Genomic DNA, 18,722 nt, shown 5'->3' with positions numbered 1-18,722 from the left:
TGTGTTGGCACGTTCCCGCAAGGCTTTGTCCTTCGATCACAATAAGCATGGCCGAAAATGGACAATAACCAGACCGTCCTTGGGCTGTTTGCCGTTCTTCTGGCAACGGTCCGTTTCATTAGCCGATGGTGGGCCTGGGAAATGAACAAAGTAAGCAAGACCGTTACCGGGAAGCCGGTCAAAGCCGACAAGACTTCGGTGGTGCTTGTCACGCGCGACAGGCGGCGCGTGGCTTTTTTGAAGGCGTTGATGCCGCCCGATGAATTTGCCGTTACGGTGCTGACCGATGCGGACATGGCACTCAACGTGATCCGGCGTGATGCGCCTGAGCTGGTCGTTCTCCAGACTGCCGATGTGCTTGGAGGTGGCCTGATGGTGATTCAGAAACTGCGAATGTTCAGCACCGTGCCCTTGGTTCTCGTCGCTGAGATGGAGGATGCCGCCGTGACCATTCTTGCGCTGAAGGTCGGTGCGGATCTGGTGTTGACGCCTCAGCAGGACAGCAAGTTGGCGCTCGAGCAGATGCGCACCCTGGTGCGTCGTGCAACGTTGTCGGGACCCGACTCGCCGGAGAACAAACGCTTGATGCGGCGCGGGCCGCTGGAAATGGATGCGACCTGTCATATCGTGACTTGGAAAGGCACGCCGGTCACACTGACTCGGACGGAGTTCATGTTGTTGCACGCGCTGGCCAAGCGGCCGATGCACGTCCGCTCGCGCGATCAACTTCACTCCATGAGCTACGAGGATGGCATTTTTGTCGAGGAACGGACCATCGACAGCCATATCAAGCGGATTCGCCGGAAGCTCCGGGAAGTGGACCCCGAGTTTGAAGCGATCGAAACACTGTACGGCCTGGGCTACCGATTTCGTGGAGAGCCGGAGGGGATGCTGCGCGAACCAATCCCCTTCAAACGGGTTTCATGATGCCGTGCGGCGCACCGAACCCGGGGTCTGGCCTGTCCATCCTCGATAGGCGGTGACAAAGGCGGCCTGATCGGAAAACCCCAGCATGAAGGCGATCTGGGTCTGCGATATCGTGCTGCGGGTCAGATACCGGGTCGCCAAGGCCTCTCGCAGCCCGTTCAGGACATCACGATAGGTCAGGCCGTTGTCCTGCAGCCGCCGGGACAGCGTCCGCGGGCTGAGCCCCAGATCGCCCGCGATGTCGTTCAACGCGACCTTGCCTTCGGGCAGGCGACGCATGAGCGCGCGTTCGACGGCGGTTTGAAGGGTGGGCGCATTCCTCGGATGACGGTCCAGCACGTCTTCGGCAGTGCGTCGCAGGAAACCCAGCAGCTTGTCGTCGGCGCTCGGTATATGCGTGGCGAGGTCCGCCTGTGAGAAATAGAGCGCGTTTTCCCGGGCGCCGAACTGCGGCGTGCATCCGAAATGCTGATGCATCTCGCCGAGGCCGTGTTCGCGCAGATGCCGAAAGTGCACGGCCCGGCATTGGATATGTTTCTGCATGACAATTCGATAGGCGTGAAGACAGCCTGACGCGAACCACTCGACGTATTGTCGTGTCTCGACGCTGATCGGAACACGGTAGTCGTAGCCAAGACGCCCCTCGGTATCGAGCCGGGACAGATCGAAGGATATGGCATCGCCGAAGGTGCTGGAAAACTGCGCCGTGTTGACGATGCCTTCGTGCATGGTTTCGGCATAGACCCCCAGAAAGGCGATCAGCCCGGCATCCCGCACGTCGATGGCGGTTCCGAAACGGAAGCCAAGCAGGTCGTCGCCCGTGGCCTCTGCAGAAAGCTCGAAGAAACCGGCGATCCACTCGAACGGAACCGCGATTTCGGTGTCTATCGCCGTCGGCTGGGGAAAGCCCGCCTTTGCGAGCAACGGCACTGTTCGGACGCCACGCGCATCGAGATAGGACGCCAGTTGAACGGCCCAATTCGGGTGGTGGAGCGGCCCGTTGACCATGAACAGTCCCGTCGCGACGTTTCAATTCACCGTATAACGACGCCCCGAAAATGCAACTTTTTTGGTCTGAAGACGGTTCAGCGTGTCGGCACCGGTTCGTCGCCGCGGTAGTCGTAGAACCCGCGCCCGGCCTTGCGGCCCAGCCAGCCGGCCTCGACGTATTTTGTCAGCAGCGGGCAGGGGCGGTATTTCGTATCCGCCAGCCCGTCGTGCAGCACGTTCATGATCGCAAGGCAGGTGTCCAGCCCGATGAAATCCGCCAGTTCCAGCGGCCCCATCGGGTGGTTGGCGCCCAGCTTCATCGCCATGTCGATCGAGCGCACGTTGCCGACGCCCTCGTACAGGGTGTAGCAGGCTTCGTTGATCATCGGGATCAGGATGCGGTTGACGATGAAGGCGGGGAAATCCTCGGCGCTGGCGGCGTTCTTGTCCAGTTTCTCGACCACGCCCAGGCAGGCCGTGTAGGTGTCGTGGTCGGTCGCGATGCCGCGGATCAGTTCCACCAGCTTCATCACCGGCACCGGGTTCATGAAGTGGAACCCCATGAATTTCTCGGGGCGATCCGTGCGGCTGGCCAGACGGGTGATCGAGATCGACGAGGTGTTCGAGGTCAGGATGGTCTCGGGTTTGAGGTGGGGCAACAGCGCGGCAAAGATCTTGTCCTTGACCTCTTCGCGCTCGGTCGCCGCCTCGATCACAAGGTCGGTCTGGGCGATCTCCGGCAGCTGCAACGTGGTGCGGATGCGCGCCATTGTCCGGTCGCGCTCCTCGGCCGAGATCTTCTCACGGCTGACCTGCCGGTCAAGGTTCTTGCCGATGGTGGCAACGGCCTTGTCCAGCGCCTCCTGGCTGATGTCGTTGAGGCGTACCTCGTAGCCTGCCAGCGCCATGACATGGGCAATCCCGTTGCCCATCTGCCCCGCGCCGACGACCCCGATAGACTTGATTTCCATGACCCGATCCCCTTTTGCCGCGGCCACCATGACCCGGCTTTGGCGGGGCTGCAAGAGCGTCGGATTCGTCTCGCATTGTCGCATTAGCAAAATGGCAAGGGCTTTGCCCGATTCTCTCCTGTGGGTGAAAAATGAGGTGGGAAAATGTCTGCACATGGCGGGGGCCATGCGACCCTGGAATACTATCCGTGCCGATACGGCACATCACGCGTCCTGTTTCGCGGGCCGCGCCGGCAGCTCGACGGGCTTTATTTTGCCTTCCTGGGAGGAACGGAAACCTACGGGCGGTTCATCGAGCAGCCTTTTCCGGCGCTTCTGGAGCAACGGATCAAGCTGGCATGCGTGAATTTTGGCGTGGTCAACGCCGGGGTGGACCTGTACCTGAACGATCCCGGTGTGCTGGACCTTGCCAGCGGGGCCGCGGTCAGGGTCGTCCAGGTGATGGGGGCACAGAACCTGTCGAACCGATTCTACACGGTGCATCCGCGTCGTAATGACCGTTTCCTGCGGGCCTCCGAAACGCTGCAGGCGCTGTATCCTGAGATCGATTTTACAGAGTTTCACTTTGTCCGGCACATGCTGGGGCGGCTGGCCGATGTCTCCAGCGACCGGTTTGCCGAGGTCCAGTCAGAGCTGCGCATGGCCTGGACCTCCCGCATGAAACAACTGCTTGCGCAACTGCGGGGGGACACGGTGCTGCTGTGGTTCGCCGACCATCCGGTGCCGTCCGAATTGCCCTGGCGGCTGGATGGCGACCCGCTGTTTGTGACCCGGGACATGATCGAGACGCTGCGCCCCAGGGTCAGCGAGGTGGTCGAGGTCGCAGCCTCTGGCACGGCCCTGACCGAGGGCACGCGTGGCATGGTGTTCGGAGATTTCGAATCCTGCGCCGCCGCCGAACTCATGGGGCCGCTCGCCCACGAGGAGGCGGGAGAGGCGCTGACGCCGGTGTTGCGCGCGATGGTGCGGCGCTGACATGAAAAAGGCCCGCCTTTCGGGCGGGCCTTGATGGTGTTCGCGGGATGGGGGCGGTGCGCCCCCGCCGGATTACAGCTTTTCGGTCAAGGCCGGAACGGCCTCGAACAGGTCGGCAACAAGGCCGTAGTCCGCGACCTGGAAGATCGGGGCCTCTTCGTCCTTGTTGATCGCGACGATGACCTTCGAGTCCTTCATGCCGGCCAGGTGCTGGATCGCGCCCGAGATGCCGACGGCAACGTAAAGGTCCGGCGCGACAACCTTGCCGGTCTGGCCAACCTGCCAGTCGTTCGGGGCAAAGCCCGAGTCGACGGCGGCACGGGAGGCGCCCACGGCAGCCCCCAGCTTGTCGGCCAGCTTTTCGATGATGGCAAAGTCTTCCTGCGATCCGACACCACGGCCGCCGGAAACCACGACACCGGCCGAGGTCAGCTCGGGACGGTCGCTCTCGGCAACCTTGTCCTCGACCCATTCCGACAGGCCGGGGTTGTCGCCTGCGGCAATCGTCTCGACCGAAGCGGAGCCGCCGGTGGCGGCCGCGTCAAAGGTCGAGGTCCGGAAGGTGATGACCTTGGTCGCGTCCTTGGATTTCACCGTCTGCATCGCGTTGCCCGCGTAGATCGGGCGGACAAAGGTGTCGGCGTCCACGACCTCGGTCACATCGGTCAGCACCATCACGTCCAGCAGCGCGGCCACGCGCGGCAGGATGTTCTTGGCGTCGGTGGTGGCGGGCGCCACAACGTGGCTATAGTCGCCGGCCAGCGAGGCGATGAGCGCGGCAACCGGCTCTGCCAGGCGGTGACCATAAAGGTCATCCTCGGCCACCAGGACCTTGGACACGCCTTCGATGGTGGCGGCCTCGTCGGCAGCAGCCTTGGCAGAGGCGCCGGCGGCCAGGACGGTCACGTCACCCAGTGCCTTGGCGGCGCTGACGGCCTTCGCGGTGGCGTCCATCGCCAGCGCGCCGTCGTTGATCTCGGCAATCAGCAGAACGGCCATCACACGATCCCCTTTTCTTTCAGCTTGGCGACAAGCGTATCGACGTCCGGGACGATCTCGCCGGCCGCGCGGGCCGCCGGTTCGCCGGTCGAGACGATTTCGAGGCGCGGGCTGACATCGACGCCGTAGTCCTCGGCGGTCTTCTCATCCAGCGGCTTCTTCTTCGCCTTCATGATGTTCGGCAGCGAGGCATAGCGCGGTTCGTTCAGGCGCAGGTCGGTCGAGATGATGGTCGGCATCTTGACCTTGACGGTCTGCAGACCGCCATCGACTTCACGGGTGACGACAGCGGAATCGCCCTCGACGTCCACCTTGTTGGCGTACATGGCCTGCGACCAGCCCAGCAGCGCGCTCAGCATCTGGCCGGTGGCGCCCAGGTCATTGTCGATGGCCTGCTTGCCGCACAGGACAAGACCCGGCTCTTCTTCCTTGATGATGGCGGCCAGGATCTTGGCAACGGCCAGCGGCTCGATGTCGGTATGCACGTCATCGGCAGCGACAACCAGGATGGCGCGGTCGGCGCCCATGGCCAGCGCGGTGCGCAGGGTTTCCTGGCTCTGCTTGACGCCGATCGAGACGGCGATGACCTCGTCCGCCTTGCCGGCTTCCTTCAGCCGGATCGCCTCTTCCACGGCGATCTCGTCGAAGGGGTTCATCGACATCTTCACGTTCGCCAGATCGACACCCGATCCGTCCGCCTTGACGCGGACTTTCACGTTGTAGTCGATCACGCGCTTGACGGGCACAATGACCTTCATCTGCGTGTCTCTCCTCAGGTCTACCATTGCCGCGGGCGGGCCCGCGAGACTTCCTCGTCGCGTGGTGTAGCCTGCCGGGACCTGAGGAAACAGCGAAAAATCGTCGCGTTACCGTCAATACGCGTCGCCATGACGAGACGTTTTCCGGTATACCATCGAATCCAATAAAATCCGGGCGCTCCCCGAGGCGCCAGTGCTTTGCCGTTGGCGGCATTTGCATCGGCGCGCGCAGGGATTCGCAGATCTGTCTGACTGCTTGCGGCATCAAAGCTTCGAAAAATCGAATGAATTTCCCGGCGTTGGCGGGCGGGTCCGCGCCGTTCTGCAATGAGAAGACCGTTGATTTTCAAGATTGTTTTCCGGGCGTAGAAGGCCCCGAAAGCCCCCCTTTTTCAGGCCCTATCGACAGATGTTCTGCAGTGCGCGCCATTCGGAAGCGGTGAGGATAGGGCGGGTTCCGCTCTGCTCCCGTGCGAAATTCCGCGCCTGGTCCGCCCGGTCCGAGGTGATCGGGTGGGTCGACAGGTAGGCGGGGATTTCAATGCCTTGCATGTCGTCCAGTTCGTCGAAGAAACGGGCAAAGCCGTCCGCGCTCACCTGGGCCCCTTGCAGCATGTCCAACGCAAACAGGTCGGCGGCGGCTTCGGCCTCACGCGTATAGGCGGCAGTCATCAGCTGTTCGCCCACCAGCGCGATGGCAGCACCGCCGGAGAAATCGCCGATGATCATGGTCAGCAGGCCCGCCGACCCGGCAGTGCGCAGCGCGTGCCGCGTGGCATCGCGCGATTCGACGTGGCCAATCTCGTGCGCCAGAACCCCGGCGACCTCCTCGGGGCTTTCTGCCGCCTCCAGCAGCCCGCGCAGGACGACAACCTGTCCACCGGGGGCGGCAAAGGCGTTGACCATGCCGTGGTCAAAGACCTGGCTGCTGATCTGGTATTGCATCTCGCGGTTCCGGGTCAGGCGCGTCACCATCTTGTCCAACGCGGCGACCCCCGCCGGATCGGTGCAGCGCAGCGAACCGCTGCCGCTGCCCAGCACGCGTTCCATCTGGCGGACCACGACCTTGCCAAAGGCGATCTCGCGTTCGACGGGGATGATCCGGGCCAGAGTGTTGGCCATCGCGGGCAGGATCACGAACAGCATCAGCCCGGCTGCCGCCACCGCGCCGCCGGTGTAGATCCCGATCTTGCGCCAGGTGCCCTTGTGCATGTCGGCGCGGAACAGGCCGGGGCGGGTGCGGTGCATCCAGGCGATCAGTTCAGGGTCCAGAAGGATCAGCCGCGCGGGGTCGCGCGGCGCCTCGTCCTCGGTTTCCGCGTGGCGCGTCAGGGTCAACCGGTCGGTGTGGCCGGTGTCGCTGAGCGCACGCAGGTCCATCAGAGGCCAACGCAGGGTTTCGGGCAGGGTCTCACCCGTGATGATCATGGCCTGCCGGTCATCGGAAAGGGCGACACGAACATCATGCCGCCCTGCCGTGAGGCCATCAAAGAACTGCGCCTCGGTCTTTTGCATCAGATCGCGCCACCCACGTCCAGAGCATCGGCAAAGCCTTCGGCATCGACGCCGGTTTCGGCCTCGCGCTGGGCGATGCGGTTGAGCGCGCCGGCGTTCCGGATCTGCAGCGTCTCGATGTAGTGGCCCAGGATCGGCTGGGTGATCAGGATCATGGCAAGAGCCTGCACAACCACCAGCGCGACGATGTAGCCAACCGCCATGATGACGCCAAAGAGCGCAACGGTCACGCCGGAGGCCCCCTGCATCAGCGGGATGAACCCGGTCGCCAGAGCGCCGACGATCCCGAAGGCCACCGAGGCCAAGAGGCTGAGCAGCAGCCCGCCGAGGATGTAGGTCTTGATGACAAAGCCGGTGCGCGGCTGGGCGTTGAACCGGATCTCGTCACCCAGCAGCTTGTTGCGGCTGAGGTAGCCAAAGCTCTGCACGCTGTAGTGGACCGAGCCGAAGAAGAACCAGATGTAGCCGACAAAGATGCCGATGCCGCCCAGCACCGCCAGCCCGACCGCCTCGCTGGCGGCGGCACCGGCCATGGCGATGGCGCTGACGACGACAATGCCGATGGCGATCAGGATATGCGTCATGGCCTTGTAGAGGTCGCTCCACTTGCCTTCCTGGGTAAACCGTGCGCTGCCGTAATAGCTGCGGTCGGCCATGTATTTTTCCAGCTTGAAGGTCTGCAGCGGCAGCAGGATGCCCAGTGTGATCGCGGCCAGAAAACCATAGCCGATGGCGCGCAGAACGTAGCCCCAGGCGCCTTTTTCCATGCCGAAGCGGATGCCCCTCCAGCGGGTGCGGGCCATTTTGTAGCGGCGCGCGCGGTACATGGCGTAGAGGATGAAGGGCAGCACCGCGAAGAAGGTGATGTAGATCGCCGCGACCTGGGCGATGGCCTCCTGCGGCGAGGCGGTTTCCGGATCGACCATGATGTTCAGCCCGGCATAGAAAAGCACCATCTGAATGATGCCGACGTAGATCGCCAGAAAGACGATGGCGACGAGAAAGCCCAGGAATTTCTCGATCCCGGTGCCAGTGTATTCGAACGTATCGCCCCCGGCATCGACCGAGGACCAGATGTATTTGCGAATGCGGGTTTTTTGCCAGAATCGGTAGATGCCCAGTGTGACGATAGTCAGCAGGCCGGTTTTCAGGGCGAGGCCGAACAAAGGGCCTTTCTCGCCGGTATAACGGATGTCCATTAAATCTTGATCAGTATTCATTAAACCTGTCTTTCTTTGGCGGAAACGGGCGCGAAAGCGGATGAGCGGGTGATGCCATCAGAATGCTGTCAGTACAAAGAGGCGTAAAGTCGGGAATGCCTGCCCTTTGGGGGTTGTTGCTGATTGGCGTCAGAACGCCTGTTCGCCCTCGCAGATGCCCTGCAGGGCCCGCCATTCGCCGGGGTCCAGCAGGGGCCGGGGCTGGAACCCTTCGGGCACCGCCTCGCGCGCGGCGGCGATGCGGTCGCCCAGCCGGGGATGTGACAGGAAATGCCCGATGAACCCTTCGGCATCGCCGCCCGCCAGGGTGCGGAACCGTTCGAACATTACCGCCAGCGCGGCAGGGGACAGATCGGCCCGCTGCATCAGGTCATGGGCAAAGACATCGGCCTCTGCCTCGGCCCCCTGGCTGTATTGCGCCTCGATCAGTTGTTCGGTCACGAACAACACGATGGCCCCGCCCGCGAAATCGCCAAAGATCAGCCCCAGCACCCCGATGGACCCGGCAGAGCGGAGCGCGTGCCGTGTGGGATCGCGGCTGATGACATGGCCGATCTCATGCGCCATGACGGCGGCGATCTCTTCTGGCGTTTCCGCCTCGTCGATCAGCCCGCGGAAAAAGACCACGTGCCCGCCGGGCAGGGCAAAGGCATTGACCATGTCGTGATCCAGAACATGCACCGTCAGCTCGACGGGCGGGTCCATCTGCTCGGTCAGCCGGTCCTCGATCCGGCGAAGGGCGCGTTCCCCCTGGGGCCCTGTGCAAAAGGCGATGGGCTGAAGCCCGCTGTCGTCCAGCGCCTCGCGGATCTGTTTCAGGGTCACCTCTCCCAGGGCCTTTTCGCCCTCGGGCGGGAGGTGTTCCGCCAGCTGGTCGGCCATCAGCGGTACCAGCACGAAAAGGATCAGCGCGACAGAGGCGATCGCTCCCAACGCCCAGGCCGCCAGACGTCCGCGCCGCGCAACGGGGGCCGAACGGTCCTTTTCGGGCAGGCGGGTCAGCAGCGCTTCGTCGGTCAGGATCAGACGGGCGGCAGGGTCGTCGCGGTGGCGCAGGATCACAAGGTCCTTGCCGGCCACGTCCGGCACCAGGCGGATCTTGTCCAGTGGCCAGTCCAGCCCCTCGCCCAGCAGGACGCCGCGCTTTTCGTTGATCGACAGGTCGATGGGGCGGGCCTCGGCGTGTTTGCCGTCGTAGAACAGCCCCTCGCCGCGAAAGACCGGGGGACGGGCGCTGACCTTCAGGACCGTGCTCATAGCGAGGCCCCCACGTCCAGCGCCTCGGCAAAGCCCTCAGCCTCGATATGTTCGTCGCGCGGGCGTTGGCGAATGGCGGGCAGGGCCTCGGCACCCTCGACCGTCAGACCGCGCGCATACAGCCGGGCGATCGGCAGCGTCACCCAGGCCTGGGTCAGCGCGGACCACAGCAGGAAGATCGCGAAATAGCTCATCACGGTCATGCCCACCAATGCCCAGCGGTCGGCCCCGGCCAGCACCTGAGACATCTCGTCCATGCCGATTTCGGTCAGGGTCTCTGCCGATTGCAGGCGAAAGAACAGCACCAGCAGAAAGCCGGTCGGGATCGCCGCCACCAGCAGCGACAGCGTATAGCCCGACAGCAGAATCCAGAAGACCCGCAAGGAGTTGACCTTGAGGGTCAGGCGGATCGCCCCCAGGCGTTTCTCGCCGGTCAGCCGCTTGCGCGTTTCCACCCGGTAATAGACCGCGCCGAAGACCAGCAAGAGACCCGACAGGCAGAACCCGAAGACCGCCAGAGGCATCAGTCCGGCGCCCAATATGGGCAGGCAGACCAGGGCGACACCCAGGGCCGCCAGGTGCCACTTGATCGTCCAGAACAGCATTGTCCAGGTGCCGCCCTGTTCCATGCGGTGATCGCCGAACCAGGTCCGGTCGGTGCGGTATTTCTCCAGCTTGAAGGTCATGCGCGGCCAGAGCAGGCCCAGCGTGATCAGCGTCAGGATCCAGTGCCAGAGCGCGCGCAGGGCAAAGCCCCAGGCGCCCGGCGCCAGCCCGAACCGCAGGCCCATCCAGCGGGTCCGCGCCAACACGTAGCGCCGCGCGCGGTAACGGGCATAGAACCAGATCGGCACGACGCCGATGAAGCTGAGCGCATAGGCCGCGACATTGCCCTGAAACAGAGAGAAGCTGGCGAACATCAACAGCAGGTTCACCACGCCGATGTAAAAGGCCAGGATGACAACGGCGATCAGGAAACCCAGCAGTTTCTCGTATGGGTCGCCGACATATTCCAGCGGGTGCCCGCCGGGGCGGATCGCCGACCAGTACCATCGTCGGACGCGGGTCTTCTGCCAGAACCGATAGAGTCCCAGGGTCAGGACCGACAGGACCCCTGTGCCCAGCACCAGCGTGAACAGCGGCCAGCGGCGCCCGGTAAAGAGCGTCGACAGCCTCTCGACGCGCTGCTCCTGCGCGGCGATCTCGGCCTGGGCCAGGGCGCCAGGCGATGTATCCATAGCGTCCAAAGCGGTGCCCGGCCTGTCATCTTCCCTTGGCGAAAGAGTGGCGCTTTCGGCGCCAAGGCGCAACAGCGGTGGTCTTGGGCAAACGGCGAGGCCCCGGATCACGTCCGGGGCTGCGGCATCGCGGATGGTGCGGGTCTTCGCGGAACACTGTCCCGGGCTTGACCCGGGACCTCTGGCCACCTGACGGGGTTAAAGGGTTAACCCTTTGTTAAAGGGCGATGTTTCGCGCGCGAAACAGGTCAGGTGAACTTGTTGTCCCTTGGGATTCCACGCGGCGCCATGCGGCCTGTCCCGGCGCGCTTGCCGGTCCATTCCTCCAGCGCCGTTTCGGTGCGGGTCCGTCCCGCCGGGTCCAACCAGCTCAGCCCCTCGGCCAGGGTAAAGGTCCGTGCGTCGGACAATCCGCCGTCTTTGTACTTTTGCAGGCGCACACCCTTGCCGCGTCCCATCTCGGGCAATTCGTCCAGCGCAAAGACCAGGACCTTGCGGTTCTCGCCCACCACCGCGACGTGATCGCCCGCGACCGTCTTGCAGACCAGCGCCCGCGACGGCGCCCTCACGTTCAGCACCTGCTTGCCGCTGCGGGTCTGGGCGATCACCTCGTCCTCGGGCACCACGAACCCATCCCCGGCAGAGGAGGCCACCAGCAGCTTGCGCCCCGGCTTGTGGATGAAGATGTCGATGATCTCTGCCTCGTTGGGCAGGTCGACCATCAGGCGCAGGGGTTCCCCCATGCCGCGCCCGCCGGGCAGGCTGGCCGCCGACAGGGTGTAGAACCGCCCCGTCGAGGCAAAGACCAGCAGGCGGTCGGTGGTTTCCGCGTGGAAGATGAAGCGCGGCCCGTCGCCGTCCTTGAACTTCAGCTCGCGGTCCAGCGCGATGTGGCCGGTCATGGCGCGGATCCAGCCCATCTGCGAGCAGACCACTGTGATCGGCTCGCGCTCGATCATCGCCTCCAGCGGGACCTCCTCGGCCTCTGCCGCCTCGGCCAGAGAGGTCAGGCGCGCCCCACGGTCCAGTCCCTTGCCAAACTTCTTTTTCACATCCTTCAGCTCGTCGCCGATGCGGGACCACTGCATGTCCTCGCTGTCCAGCAGGTCCTCTAGCCCGGCGCGCTCTTCCATCAGGGCGTCGCGTTCCTTGACCAGTTCCAGCTCTTCGAGGCGGCGCAAGCTGCGCAGGCGCATGTTGAGGATCGCCTCGGCCTGCACGTCCGACAGGCCCTCGGACCGGCCCACGAACCGCGCGGGCACCTTGGCGTCGGTGCCGTCATCGGCCAGCACGCCGCGCGCGATGGCCTCGGGGTCCTCGCGCAGTTCCAGCGAATTGACGTCGATGCCCGCCAGCGGCGAAACATAATCGCGCTCGTCCGTGGCGCGAACGACGGTCTCCTGATGCGGCTTCGACCAGTCCTCGTACATCAGGGCGGCTTTGGGGTCGTCGTCGTAGCGGATGATGTCGATCACCCGATCGAGATTCAGAAAGGCGACGATCAGCCCTTCCAGCACCTCCAGCCGGTTGTCGATCTTGGCCATCCGGTGTTTCGACCGCCGGATCAGTACCTCGCGCCGGAAATCGAGGAAGGCGCGCAGCACCTCCTTGAGCGAGCAGACCTTGGGCGTCACGCCGTCGATCAGCACGTTCATGTTCAGGGAGAACCGGATTTCCAGGTCCGAGTTGCGGAACAGCATGTTCATCAGGACATCCGGGTCCACGTTCTTGGACTTCGGCTCCAGGATCATGCGGATGTCCTCGGCGCTTTCGTCGCGCACGTCGGCGAGGATCGGCACCTTCTTGGTCTGGATCAGTTCCGCGATGCGCTCGACCAGCTTGGACTTTTGCACCTGGTAGGGAATTTCCGTCACCACCACCTGCCAGGTGCCGCGGCCCAGGTCCTCGGTGTGCCACCGGGCGCGCAACCGGATGCTGCCGCGCCCGGTGCGATAGGCGGTCGCGATATTCTCGGGCGGTTCCACGATGACGCCGCCGGTGGGGAAATCCGGCCCGGGAACATATTGCAGCAGCGTGTCGTCCACCGCGTTCGGCGACTTGATCAGGTGCAGGCAGGCATTGATCAGCTCGACGATATTGTGCGGCGGAATATTGGTCGCCATGCCGACGGCGATCCCGGAAGAGCCATTGGCCAGGAGGTTCGGATAGGAGGCCGGCAGAACCGAGGGTTCCGTCAAACGGCCATCGTAGTTCGGGCGGAAATCGACGGAGTTCTCGTCGAGCCCTTCCAGCAGCGCCTCGGCCATCACGGTGATGCGCGCCTCTGTGTAGCGCGAGGCCGCCGGGTTGTCGCCGTCGATGTTGCCGAAGTTGCCCTGGCCGTCGACCAGCGGGTAACGGATAGTGAAATCCTGCGCCAGGCGCGCCATCGCGTCATAGATTGCCGCGTCGCCGTGGGGGTGGAAATCCCCCATCGTGTCACCGCTGATCTTGGCGGATTTCAGAAAGCCGCCACTGGAACTAAGTCGCAGTCTGCGCATTGCATAAAGGATACGCCGGTGCACCGGCTTCAGCCCGTCGCGCGCATCGGGCAGCGCCCTGTGCATGATCGTGCTGAGCGCATAGGTCAGGTAACGGTCGCCAATGGCGCGCCGCAGCGGCTCTGCTTGATCACGTTCGGGCATGTTGGGGGTATCGGCGTCCTCGTCCATAGATCTGGTGATACCTGCGCCACATCAAAGCGGCAAGCCGCGTGATGGGAAAAAACACCGCCCAAGACCCTACGAGAGGCGCGCGAAATCGGCTATCAACGGGCGACGCCGCCCCGGGGTGGTGGGGGCGGTGACTGAACGGAGACCTGGGGATGATTGTCCGCGGCACGATGCTGATGACCTTTTTGCTGTTGGGCGTGGCCTGGTGGTATCTTTCGGGCGGCAGTGATTTCGAACCCGGAGAGCATGGCGTGACCATCCTGGCCGATGTCAAGCCGAGCGCGCCACAGGTCCGCGTGCCGGCAAATACGCTGACGGTGCGGCGCCCCGATCCCGCGCCCGAACCCGCCGCAGAGCCGCGGGTCAGCTCGCTTGCGCCGCGCGATCCCCTGCCGTCCAAAACCGTGCGCGTGCCCGATCCGGCGCCCGAGGTGGCCGATCCCACGCCGCAGGTCGTGGCCCCTGCGCCAGAGCCTTCGACGCCCGACCCCGAGGACGAGATCGCCGCCGCGCTGGCCGATGCGATCGTCAAGGACGATACGCCGCCCCCGGTGCCCGATGCGGCAGACCCGGCGGACGAGCTCGCGCGTTCGCTGGCGGATGTGCTGGGGCCGGGGGTGATCCCGGAAACCGTGGGGCCGGGCGACCCGATCCCGCCGCTTGCTGGCCTGGGGGACGGCGCACCGCTGGGCTCTCGGGTGGGTGAGGGCGCGGCGCCGGTGATCGCGCCCGACGAGCGCGACCTGCGCACCGTGACCGGCACCCGCGTGAACCTGCGCGGCGGCCCTGCGACCAGCTATGATGTCATCACCCAGCTGTTCGAGGGCGACGAGGTCGAGGTGCTGGACGATACCGGCGACGGTTGGGTCAGGCTGCGGGTGTTGTCGGGCCTCGACGAGGCGGTTGGCTGGATGTCCGACGATTTCCTGCAGGCGGCGGACTAGGTCGCAACCGGAAGGGCGGGGGCAGAGGCCCCGGGTCAGGCCCGGGGCTGGGTCACGCTGGCCGCACGCGCTTTCAATTGCCGTCTGCCTGTCCTAAATCGCGCCCATGACGACACGCAGCATTCTCATCACCGGCTGTTCCTCGGGCATCGGCCATGACGCGGCGCATGGATTGAAGGCGCGCGGCTGGCGCGTCTTTGCCGCCTGCCGGCAAGAGGCGGATTGCGAGAGCCTGCGCGCCGCAGGGTTCGACAGTCCGCGACTGGACTACAGCGATCCCGCCAGCATCGAGGCGGCGCTGGACGAGGTGCTGACAGCCACTGGCGGCACGCTGGATGCGCTGTTCAACAACGGCGCCTATGCCATGCCGGGCGCCTCCGAGGATCTGCCGGTGCAGGCGCTGCGCGAGATTTTCGAGGCGAATGTCTTTGGTTGGCATGACCTGACGCGGCGGGTGATTCCGGTCATGCGGGCGCAGGGGCACGGTCGGATCGTCAACCACGGGTCGGTTCTGGGCCTGGTGGTGGCGCCCTGGCGGTCGGCCTACAATGCCACCAAGCACGCCACCGAGGCGCTGACCGACACCCTGCGGATCGAGATGCGCGACACGCCGATCCATGTTGTGACGCTGAACACCGGGCCGGTGACGTCAAAGATCCGGGTCAACGCGATCCCGCATTTCGAACGCTGGATCGACTGGAAGAACAGCCCGCGCAAGGCCCTGTACGAGGCGAAGCTGCTGAAACGGCTGTATGAGGATCGCGGTCCCGATACCTTCGAACTGCCGCCCTCGGCGGTGACCGCGAAACTGATTCATGCGCTGGAAAGCCCGCGCCCGCGTCCGCGCTATTACATCACCACGGCGACCTGGCTGATGGGGGGGCTGCGGCGCCTGCTGCCGACCCGGGCGCTGGACTGGCTGGTGGCCAAGGGGTGACGCTACGCCCCGTCGCCTTTTTGAATACGTCCGCTATGTGAGGGACAAAGCCCGGGAGATATCATGGCCAAGGATCCACTGTTCATCGTTGTCGGTGTCGCCGTTCTGGCGGTGCTCGGCATTCTGCTTTTCGGCATCGGGACCTTTGCCAGGGGCGGAGACTTCAACAAAAAACACGCAAATAAGATCATGCGCTGGCGGATCGCGGCGCAGTTCATCGCGGTAATTCTGATCCTGGCCTTCGTCTGGATCCGGGGGAAATGACATGGTTGTTCTGAGCAAGATCTACACCAAGACCGGCGATGCCGGCGAAACCGCGCTGGGCAATGGCGCGCGCGTGGCGAAATTCTCTACGCGGGTGACGGCCTATGGCACGGTGGATGAGCTGAATTCGGTTGTCGGGCTGGCCCGTCTGCAGGCCGAGGGTGACCTGGAGGGCCAGCTGAGCCGCATCCAGAATGACCTTTTTGACCTGGGCGCGGACCTGTGCACGCCGGACATGGAAAAGGATGCCGAACGGGACTTCCCGCCGCTGCGCATGGACGCGAGCCAGGTTGCCCGGCTGGAGTCCGAGATTGACGTGATGAACGGACGGCTGGAACCCCTGCGCAGTTTCATCCTGCCGGGCGGGACGCCACTGGCCGCACACATGCACCATTGTCGGACTGTGGCGCGCCGGGCGGAACGCTTCGTGGTGGAGCTGGCGACGATGGAGACGGTGAACCCCGAGGCGGTGAAATACCTCAACCGCCTGTCCGACTGGTTCTTTGTCGCGGCGCGGATCGCCAATGACGACGGCCGCGCGGATGTCTTGTGGGTTCCGGGCGCGAACCGGTCGTAAGACCGGCGATCCTTCCAGTGGAAGGATTGGCGACCGGAAGGGCGGAGCCCCGGCTCGAAGGGCGGGCGCGAACCGGTCGTAAGACCGGCGATCCTTCCAGTGGAAGGATTGGCGACCGGAAGGGCGGAGCCCCGGCCCGACGGGCGGGCGCGAACCGGTCGTAAGACCGGCGATCCCTTCCAGTGGAAGGATTGGCGACCGAAAGGCGTCGCAGGTCAGAGCCGCTGCGCCTCCAGCCAGACGCCGCCTTCGGGGCGCAGGGTCAGGATCATCACCGGTTTCGGATCACGCCCCCGCACGGGCGTGAAACGGAAGTTGGCGAGCAGCGTCGCCAGGATGATCACGGCCTCCTGCAGGGCGAAACTTGCGCCGATGCAGATGCGCGGGCCGTCTCCGAACGGCAGGTAGGCATAGCGGTCCGGCCTCTCGCCGGCCCAGCGGTCGGGGCGGAAAGCCTGCGGCTCGTCCCATAGCGCATTGTGCCGGTGCAGCGCGTAGATCGGCAGCATCACCGTGTCGCCCGGCAGGATGCGCGTGCCGCAGAGCCTGTCCTCGTCCAGCGCCGTGCGCGACACCAGCCCGCCGGGCGGATAAAGCCGCAGGGCCTCGTCCACCACCTGCCGGACATAGACCAGCCGCGAAACATCCTCGCCCCGGGCGAAACCGTCCGAAAGGACCGCCTGCGCCTCGGCCCGGGCGCGATCCTGCGCTTCTGGGTCGAAGGCCATGAGATAAAGCGCCCAGGACAGGGCGAGCGCCGTCGTCTCATGCCCGGCGACGATGAAGGTCAGCAGGTTGTCGCGCAGTTCGGCCAGGCTCATCTTGCGCCCGCTCTCCGGATCCTCGCCCGCCAGCAGCAGGTCGAGCAGGTCGGGCACGTCCTCGGGGCCTTCGTCGATGCGGCGCTGGATGGCGCGGTCGGCGATCTGGCGCATCTCTGGGACACCGCCGGCCCGCAGGCGGCCCGGACGCGGCACCCAATCAGGAAAGCCCAGCACGTCGAAGAGCGAGACCTTGCCCGCCTCCGAGATGTAGGCGTCGATGGCCTGGTGAACGGTGTCGCGCTGGAACCCCTCGCCTGACGAAAATGTGACATCCGAGATCACGTCGAAAGTGGCGGTCACCATCTCCTGCATCATGTCCACGGCGCGCGGCCCGGCCTCTGCGATCCGCGCGACGGACCGTTCCGCAGCTCGGGTCATGACAGGGGCAAGGTTGAGTACGTTGCGATGCGAAAAGGCGGGCGCCGCTGTGCGCCGCTGCCAGCGCCAGTGCGCGCCCTCGGCGATGAACAGGGAGTCGCCGACGGCGGGGCGCAGAAGGTTCTTTGTCACCAGGGACTTGGGGTAATTGTCGAGGTTTTCCAGCAGCACCCGGCGGATTGCCGCGGGGTCCATGACCATGTGCCATCGTTTGCCCGTGCGGCCCGACACGATGGGCAGGTGCAGCGCCACCTCGGGGATGATCGACAGCACGTTTTCGCGCGTGGCCTGCAGGCTGCCCCACAGGCCCAGCGGGCCGGTGACAAGCGGCACACGGACGGGCAGGCGGGCCGGATCCGGCGCAGAAGGCATTCGGGTCATCTGTGGCTCCACGGTCGCTGTTGCAAAGATAGGGGCCGCACGGGGGTCGACAAAGCCCCCACCCGATTGCAGGCAGACGGGTGGCGCGCTATCGCAGGCGCCGACTAAGGAGGGATGTCTATGATCCGGATCGCTGCCGTTTTGCTGCTGGCCCTTGGGCTGACCGCCTGCACGGATGCCACCAAGGACCTGTCGGGACCGACGACGCCGGTGGGGGATTTCTCGCTGGGCTATGTCGCCGTCGTGACCGAAAAGCCCGAGCCGTCCAAGCTTTTGGTGTCGCGCGACGCGACCCCGGAGGAATGGATCGAAACCGTGGATGCCGCGATGCAACAGCGGTTTACCCGTTTCGAGGGAGAACGCCTCTATCACCTCGGTATCAAGGTGATCGCCTATTCCCTGCCGCCGCCGGTGGTGCCGGGCAAATCGGCCCTGCATGTCGCCGTGACGGTCTTTGACGATGGCAACTGCATCAAGATGAACAACAAGGCGCATGACATCATGGTCATCCAGGTCTTCGAATCGCGCCTGCAGCTGACCCGCGAAGAGCAGATGCAGAAGCTGGCCGAGGCCGCGGCGCTGGACATCGAGAAGTGGCTGCGCGAGATGCAGGACAGCGACGACTGGTTCACCGAAGACTACACGCCGCCCTCCAACGCAAAGCGCGTTCAGGGCGCCTGCTGAGACAGGGCCCGGCCCGGGCCCGACAGGGGCCGGGGCCGACTAGGTGCTTGATTTTCGCTGCCCGACTCAATAAACGGCGCGCGATGAAACTCGGGGCGCGTCGGCGGCCCCCTCTAACGTGAGGCGTCTGAGAGATGGCAAAGGAAAAGTTTGAACGCGGCAAGCCGCACTGCAACATCGGCACGATTGGCCACGTTGACCACGGCAAGAC

General features: G+C 64.7%; 17 protein-coding genes and 1 pseudogene. 8 read left to right on the top strand and 10 right to left on the bottom strand.

The genetic code is table 11. The features are described from left to right. The first annotated feature begins 57 nt into the window (after nt 1-57). Nucleotides 58-927 (top strand): response regulator transcription factor, encoded by an 870-nt coding sequence (locus KZZ07_RS23035; RefSeq protein WP_219517875.1) that lies wholly within the window; start codon nt 58-60, stop codon nt 925-927. Here KZZ07_RS23035 and KZZ07_RS23030 read toward each other — a convergent pair. Both KZZ07_RS23030 and KZZ07_RS23025 read right to left on the bottom strand, forming a co-directional pair. Beyond that, entirely contained in the window at nt 922-1,857 is a 936-nt protein-coding gene (locus KZZ07_RS23030) for a helix-turn-helix transcriptional regulator (RefSeq protein ID WP_219517872.1), read from the bottom strand. The genes KZZ07_RS23035 and KZZ07_RS23030 overlap by 6 nt on opposite strands. A 155-nt stretch (nt 1,858-2,012) precedes the next feature. Beyond that, on the bottom strand, nt 2,013-2,888 hold the full coding sequence (locus KZZ07_RS23025) for a 3-hydroxybutyryl-CoA dehydrogenase (RefSeq protein ID WP_219517871.1): 876 nt from the start codon (nt 2,886-2,888) through the stop codon (nt 2,013-2,015). A gap of 144 nt (nt 2,889-3,032) precedes the next feature. On the opposite strand from KZZ07_RS23025, the gene KZZ07_RS23020 reads away from it, so the two are divergent. After that, on the top strand, nt 3,033-3,863 hold the full coding sequence (locus tag KZZ07_RS23020; RefSeq protein WP_219517869.1) for a DUF6473 family protein: 831 nt from the start codon (nt 3,033-3,035) through the stop codon (nt 3,861-3,863). A gap of 72 nt (nt 3,864-3,935) precedes the next feature. Here the strand turns inward: KZZ07_RS23020 and KZZ07_RS23015 are convergent, their stop codons facing one another. The 7 genes from KZZ07_RS23015 to KZZ07_RS22985 form a co-directional block, all read right to left on the bottom strand. Continuing rightward, nucleotides 3,936-4,862, bottom strand: coding sequence for an electron transfer flavoprotein subunit alpha/FixB family protein (locus tag KZZ07_RS23015; protein WP_219517867.1), 927 nt, complete (start codon nt 4,860-4,862; stop codon nt 3,936-3,938). Next, entirely contained in the window at nt 4,862-5,620 is a 759-nt protein-coding gene (locus KZZ07_RS23010; RefSeq protein ID WP_219517864.1) for an electron transfer flavoprotein subunit beta/FixA family protein, read from the bottom strand. Before KZZ07_RS23010 ends, KZZ07_RS23015 begins: the two co-directional genes overlap by 1 nt. 399 nt (nt 5,621-6,019) lie before the next feature. Next, nucleotides 6,020-7,135: a M48 family metallopeptidase gene (locus KZZ07_RS23005; RefSeq protein WP_219517855.1), complete on the bottom strand. Its 1,116-nt coding sequence runs from the start codon at nt 7,133-7,135 to the stop codon at nt 6,020-6,022. Further along, a complete protein-coding gene (locus KZZ07_RS23000; protein ID WP_219517853.1) occupies nt 7,135-8,355 on the bottom strand; it encodes a DUF898 family protein in 1,221 nt (406 codons plus the stop codon). Before KZZ07_RS23000 ends, KZZ07_RS23005 begins: the two co-directional genes overlap by 1 nt. Nucleotides 8,356-8,484: 129 nt before the next feature. Then, entirely contained in the window at nt 8,485-9,612 is a 1,128-nt protein-coding gene (locus tag KZZ07_RS22995) for a M48 family metallopeptidase (protein ID WP_219517851.1), read from the bottom strand. Continuing rightward, entirely contained in the window at nt 9,609-10,850 is a 1,242-nt protein-coding gene (locus KZZ07_RS22990; RefSeq protein ID WP_219517849.1) for a DUF898 family protein, read from the bottom strand. Before KZZ07_RS22990 ends, KZZ07_RS22995 begins: the two co-directional genes overlap by 4 nt. Nucleotides 10,851-11,098: 248 nt before the next feature. After that, nucleotides 11,099-13,522 (bottom strand): DNA topoisomerase IV subunit A, encoded by a 2,424-nt coding sequence (locus tag KZZ07_RS22985; protein WP_370631235.1) that lies wholly within the window; start codon nt 13,520-13,522, stop codon nt 11,099-11,101. 152 nt (nt 13,523-13,674) lie between these two features. Between KZZ07_RS22985 and KZZ07_RS22980 the strand changes: the two genes are divergently transcribed. The 4 genes from KZZ07_RS22980 (at nt 13,675) to KZZ07_RS22965 (ending at nt 16,244) form a co-directional block, all read left to right on the top strand. Next, on the top strand, nt 13,675-14,466 hold the full coding sequence (locus KZZ07_RS22980; RefSeq protein WP_219517846.1) for an SH3 domain-containing protein: 792 nt from the start codon (nt 13,675-13,677) through the stop codon (nt 14,464-14,466). A 106-nt stretch (nt 14,467-14,572) separates the two neighbouring features. Next, nucleotides 14,573-15,403 carry an SDR family NAD(P)-dependent oxidoreductase gene (locus KZZ07_RS22975; protein ID WP_219517843.1) on the top strand — a complete coding sequence of 277 codons (831 nt, stop codon included), beginning with the start codon at nt 14,573-14,575 and terminating at the stop codon, nt 15,401-15,403. A gap of 63 nt (nt 15,404-15,466) precedes the next feature. Further along, on the top strand, nt 15,467-15,667 hold the full coding sequence (locus KZZ07_RS22970) for a twin transmembrane helix small protein (RefSeq protein WP_219517834.1): 201 nt from the start codon (nt 15,467-15,469) through the stop codon (nt 15,665-15,667). 1 nt (nt 15,668) lies between these two features. Beyond that, nucleotides 15,669-16,244, top strand: coding sequence for a cob(I)yrinic acid a,c-diamide adenosyltransferase (locus KZZ07_RS22965; RefSeq protein WP_219517832.1), 576 nt, complete (start codon nt 15,669-15,671; stop codon nt 16,242-16,244). Between the two features lie 215 nt (nt 16,245-16,459). On the opposite strand, the gene KZZ07_RS22960 is transcribed toward KZZ07_RS22965, so the two are convergent. Beyond that, nucleotides 16,460-17,818 (bottom strand): cytochrome P450, encoded by a 1,359-nt coding sequence (locus KZZ07_RS22960; protein WP_219518015.1) that lies wholly within the window; start codon nt 17,816-17,818, stop codon nt 16,460-16,462. 129 nt (nt 17,819-17,947) lie between these two features. On the opposite strand from KZZ07_RS22960, the gene KZZ07_RS22955 reads away from it, so the two are divergent. After that, nucleotides 17,948-18,511, top strand: coding sequence for a hypothetical protein (locus KZZ07_RS22955; RefSeq protein ID WP_219517824.1), 564 nt, complete (start codon nt 17,948-17,950; stop codon nt 18,509-18,511). 134 nt (nt 18,512-18,645) lie between these two features. Continuing rightward, nucleotides 18,646-18,722 (top strand): annotated as a pseudogene (locus KZZ07_RS22950) (GTP-binding protein); the annotation flags it as partial.

Source organism: Mameliella sp. CS4 (genome assembly GCF_019392335.1).
In the GTDB taxonomy this organism is placed as follows: domain Bacteria; phylum Pseudomonadota; class Alphaproteobacteria; order Rhodobacterales; family Rhodobacteraceae; genus Antarctobacter.
Note: the sequence above shows the minus strand (reverse complement) of the source record. Positions and strands in the feature narration are given on the sequence as shown.

Excerpts from the sequence above, each read along its gene's own strand:
- KZZ07_RS23035 (WP_219517875.1), top strand. The coding sequence starts at position 58 with ATGGACAATAACCAGACCGTCCTTGGGCTGTTTGCCGTTCTTCTGGCA.
- KZZ07_RS23025 (WP_219517871.1), bottom strand. The coding sequence starts at position 2,888 with ATGGAAATCAAGTCTATCGGGGTCGTCGGCGCGGGGCAGATGGGCAAC.
- KZZ07_RS23020 (WP_219517869.1), top strand. The coding sequence starts at position 3,033 with ATGTCTGCACATGGCGGGGGCCATGCGACCCTGGAATACTATCCGTGC.
- KZZ07_RS23015 (WP_219517867.1), bottom strand. The coding sequence starts at position 4,862 with ATGGCCGTTCTGCTGATTGCCGAGATCAACGACGGCGCGCTGGCGATG.
- KZZ07_RS23010 (WP_219517864.1), bottom strand. The coding sequence starts at position 5,620 with ATGAAGGTCATTGTGCCCGTCAAGCGCGTGATCGACTACAACGTGAAA.
- KZZ07_RS23005 (WP_219517855.1), bottom strand. The coding sequence starts at position 7,135 with ATGCAAAAGACCGAGGCGCAGTTCTTTGATGGCCTCACGGCAGGGCGG.
- KZZ07_RS23000 (WP_219517853.1), bottom strand. The coding sequence starts at position 8,355 with ATGAATACTGATCAAGATTTAATGGACATCCGTTATACCGGCGAGAAA.
- KZZ07_RS22995 (WP_219517851.1), bottom strand. The coding sequence starts at position 9,612 with ATGAGCACGGTCCTGAAGGTCAGCGCCCGTCCCCCGGTCTTTCGCGGC.
- KZZ07_RS22990 (WP_219517849.1), bottom strand. The coding sequence starts at position 10,850 with ATGGATACATCGCCTGGCGCCCTGGCCCAGGCCGAGATCGCCGCGCAG.
- KZZ07_RS22985 (WP_370631235.1), bottom strand. The coding sequence starts at position 13,522 with ATGGACGAGGACGCCGATACCCCCAACATGCCCGAACGTGATCAAGCA.
- KZZ07_RS22980 (WP_219517846.1), top strand. The coding sequence starts at position 13,675 with ATGATTGTCCGCGGCACGATGCTGATGACCTTTTTGCTGTTGGGCGTG.
- KZZ07_RS22975 (WP_219517843.1), top strand. The coding sequence starts at position 14,573 with ATGACGACACGCAGCATTCTCATCACCGGCTGTTCCTCGGGCATCGGC.
- KZZ07_RS22970 (WP_219517834.1), top strand. The coding sequence starts at position 15,467 with ATGGCCAAGGATCCACTGTTCATCGTTGTCGGTGTCGCCGTTCTGGCG.
- KZZ07_RS22965 (WP_219517832.1), top strand. The coding sequence starts at position 15,669 with ATGGTTGTTCTGAGCAAGATCTACACCAAGACCGGCGATGCCGGCGAA.
- KZZ07_RS22960 (WP_219518015.1), bottom strand. The coding sequence starts at position 17,818 with ATGCCTTCTGCGCCGGATCCGGCCCGCCTGCCCGTCCGTGTGCCGCTT.
- KZZ07_RS22955 (WP_219517824.1), top strand. The coding sequence starts at position 17,948 with ATGATCCGGATCGCTGCCGTTTTGCTGCTGGCCCTTGGGCTGACCGCC.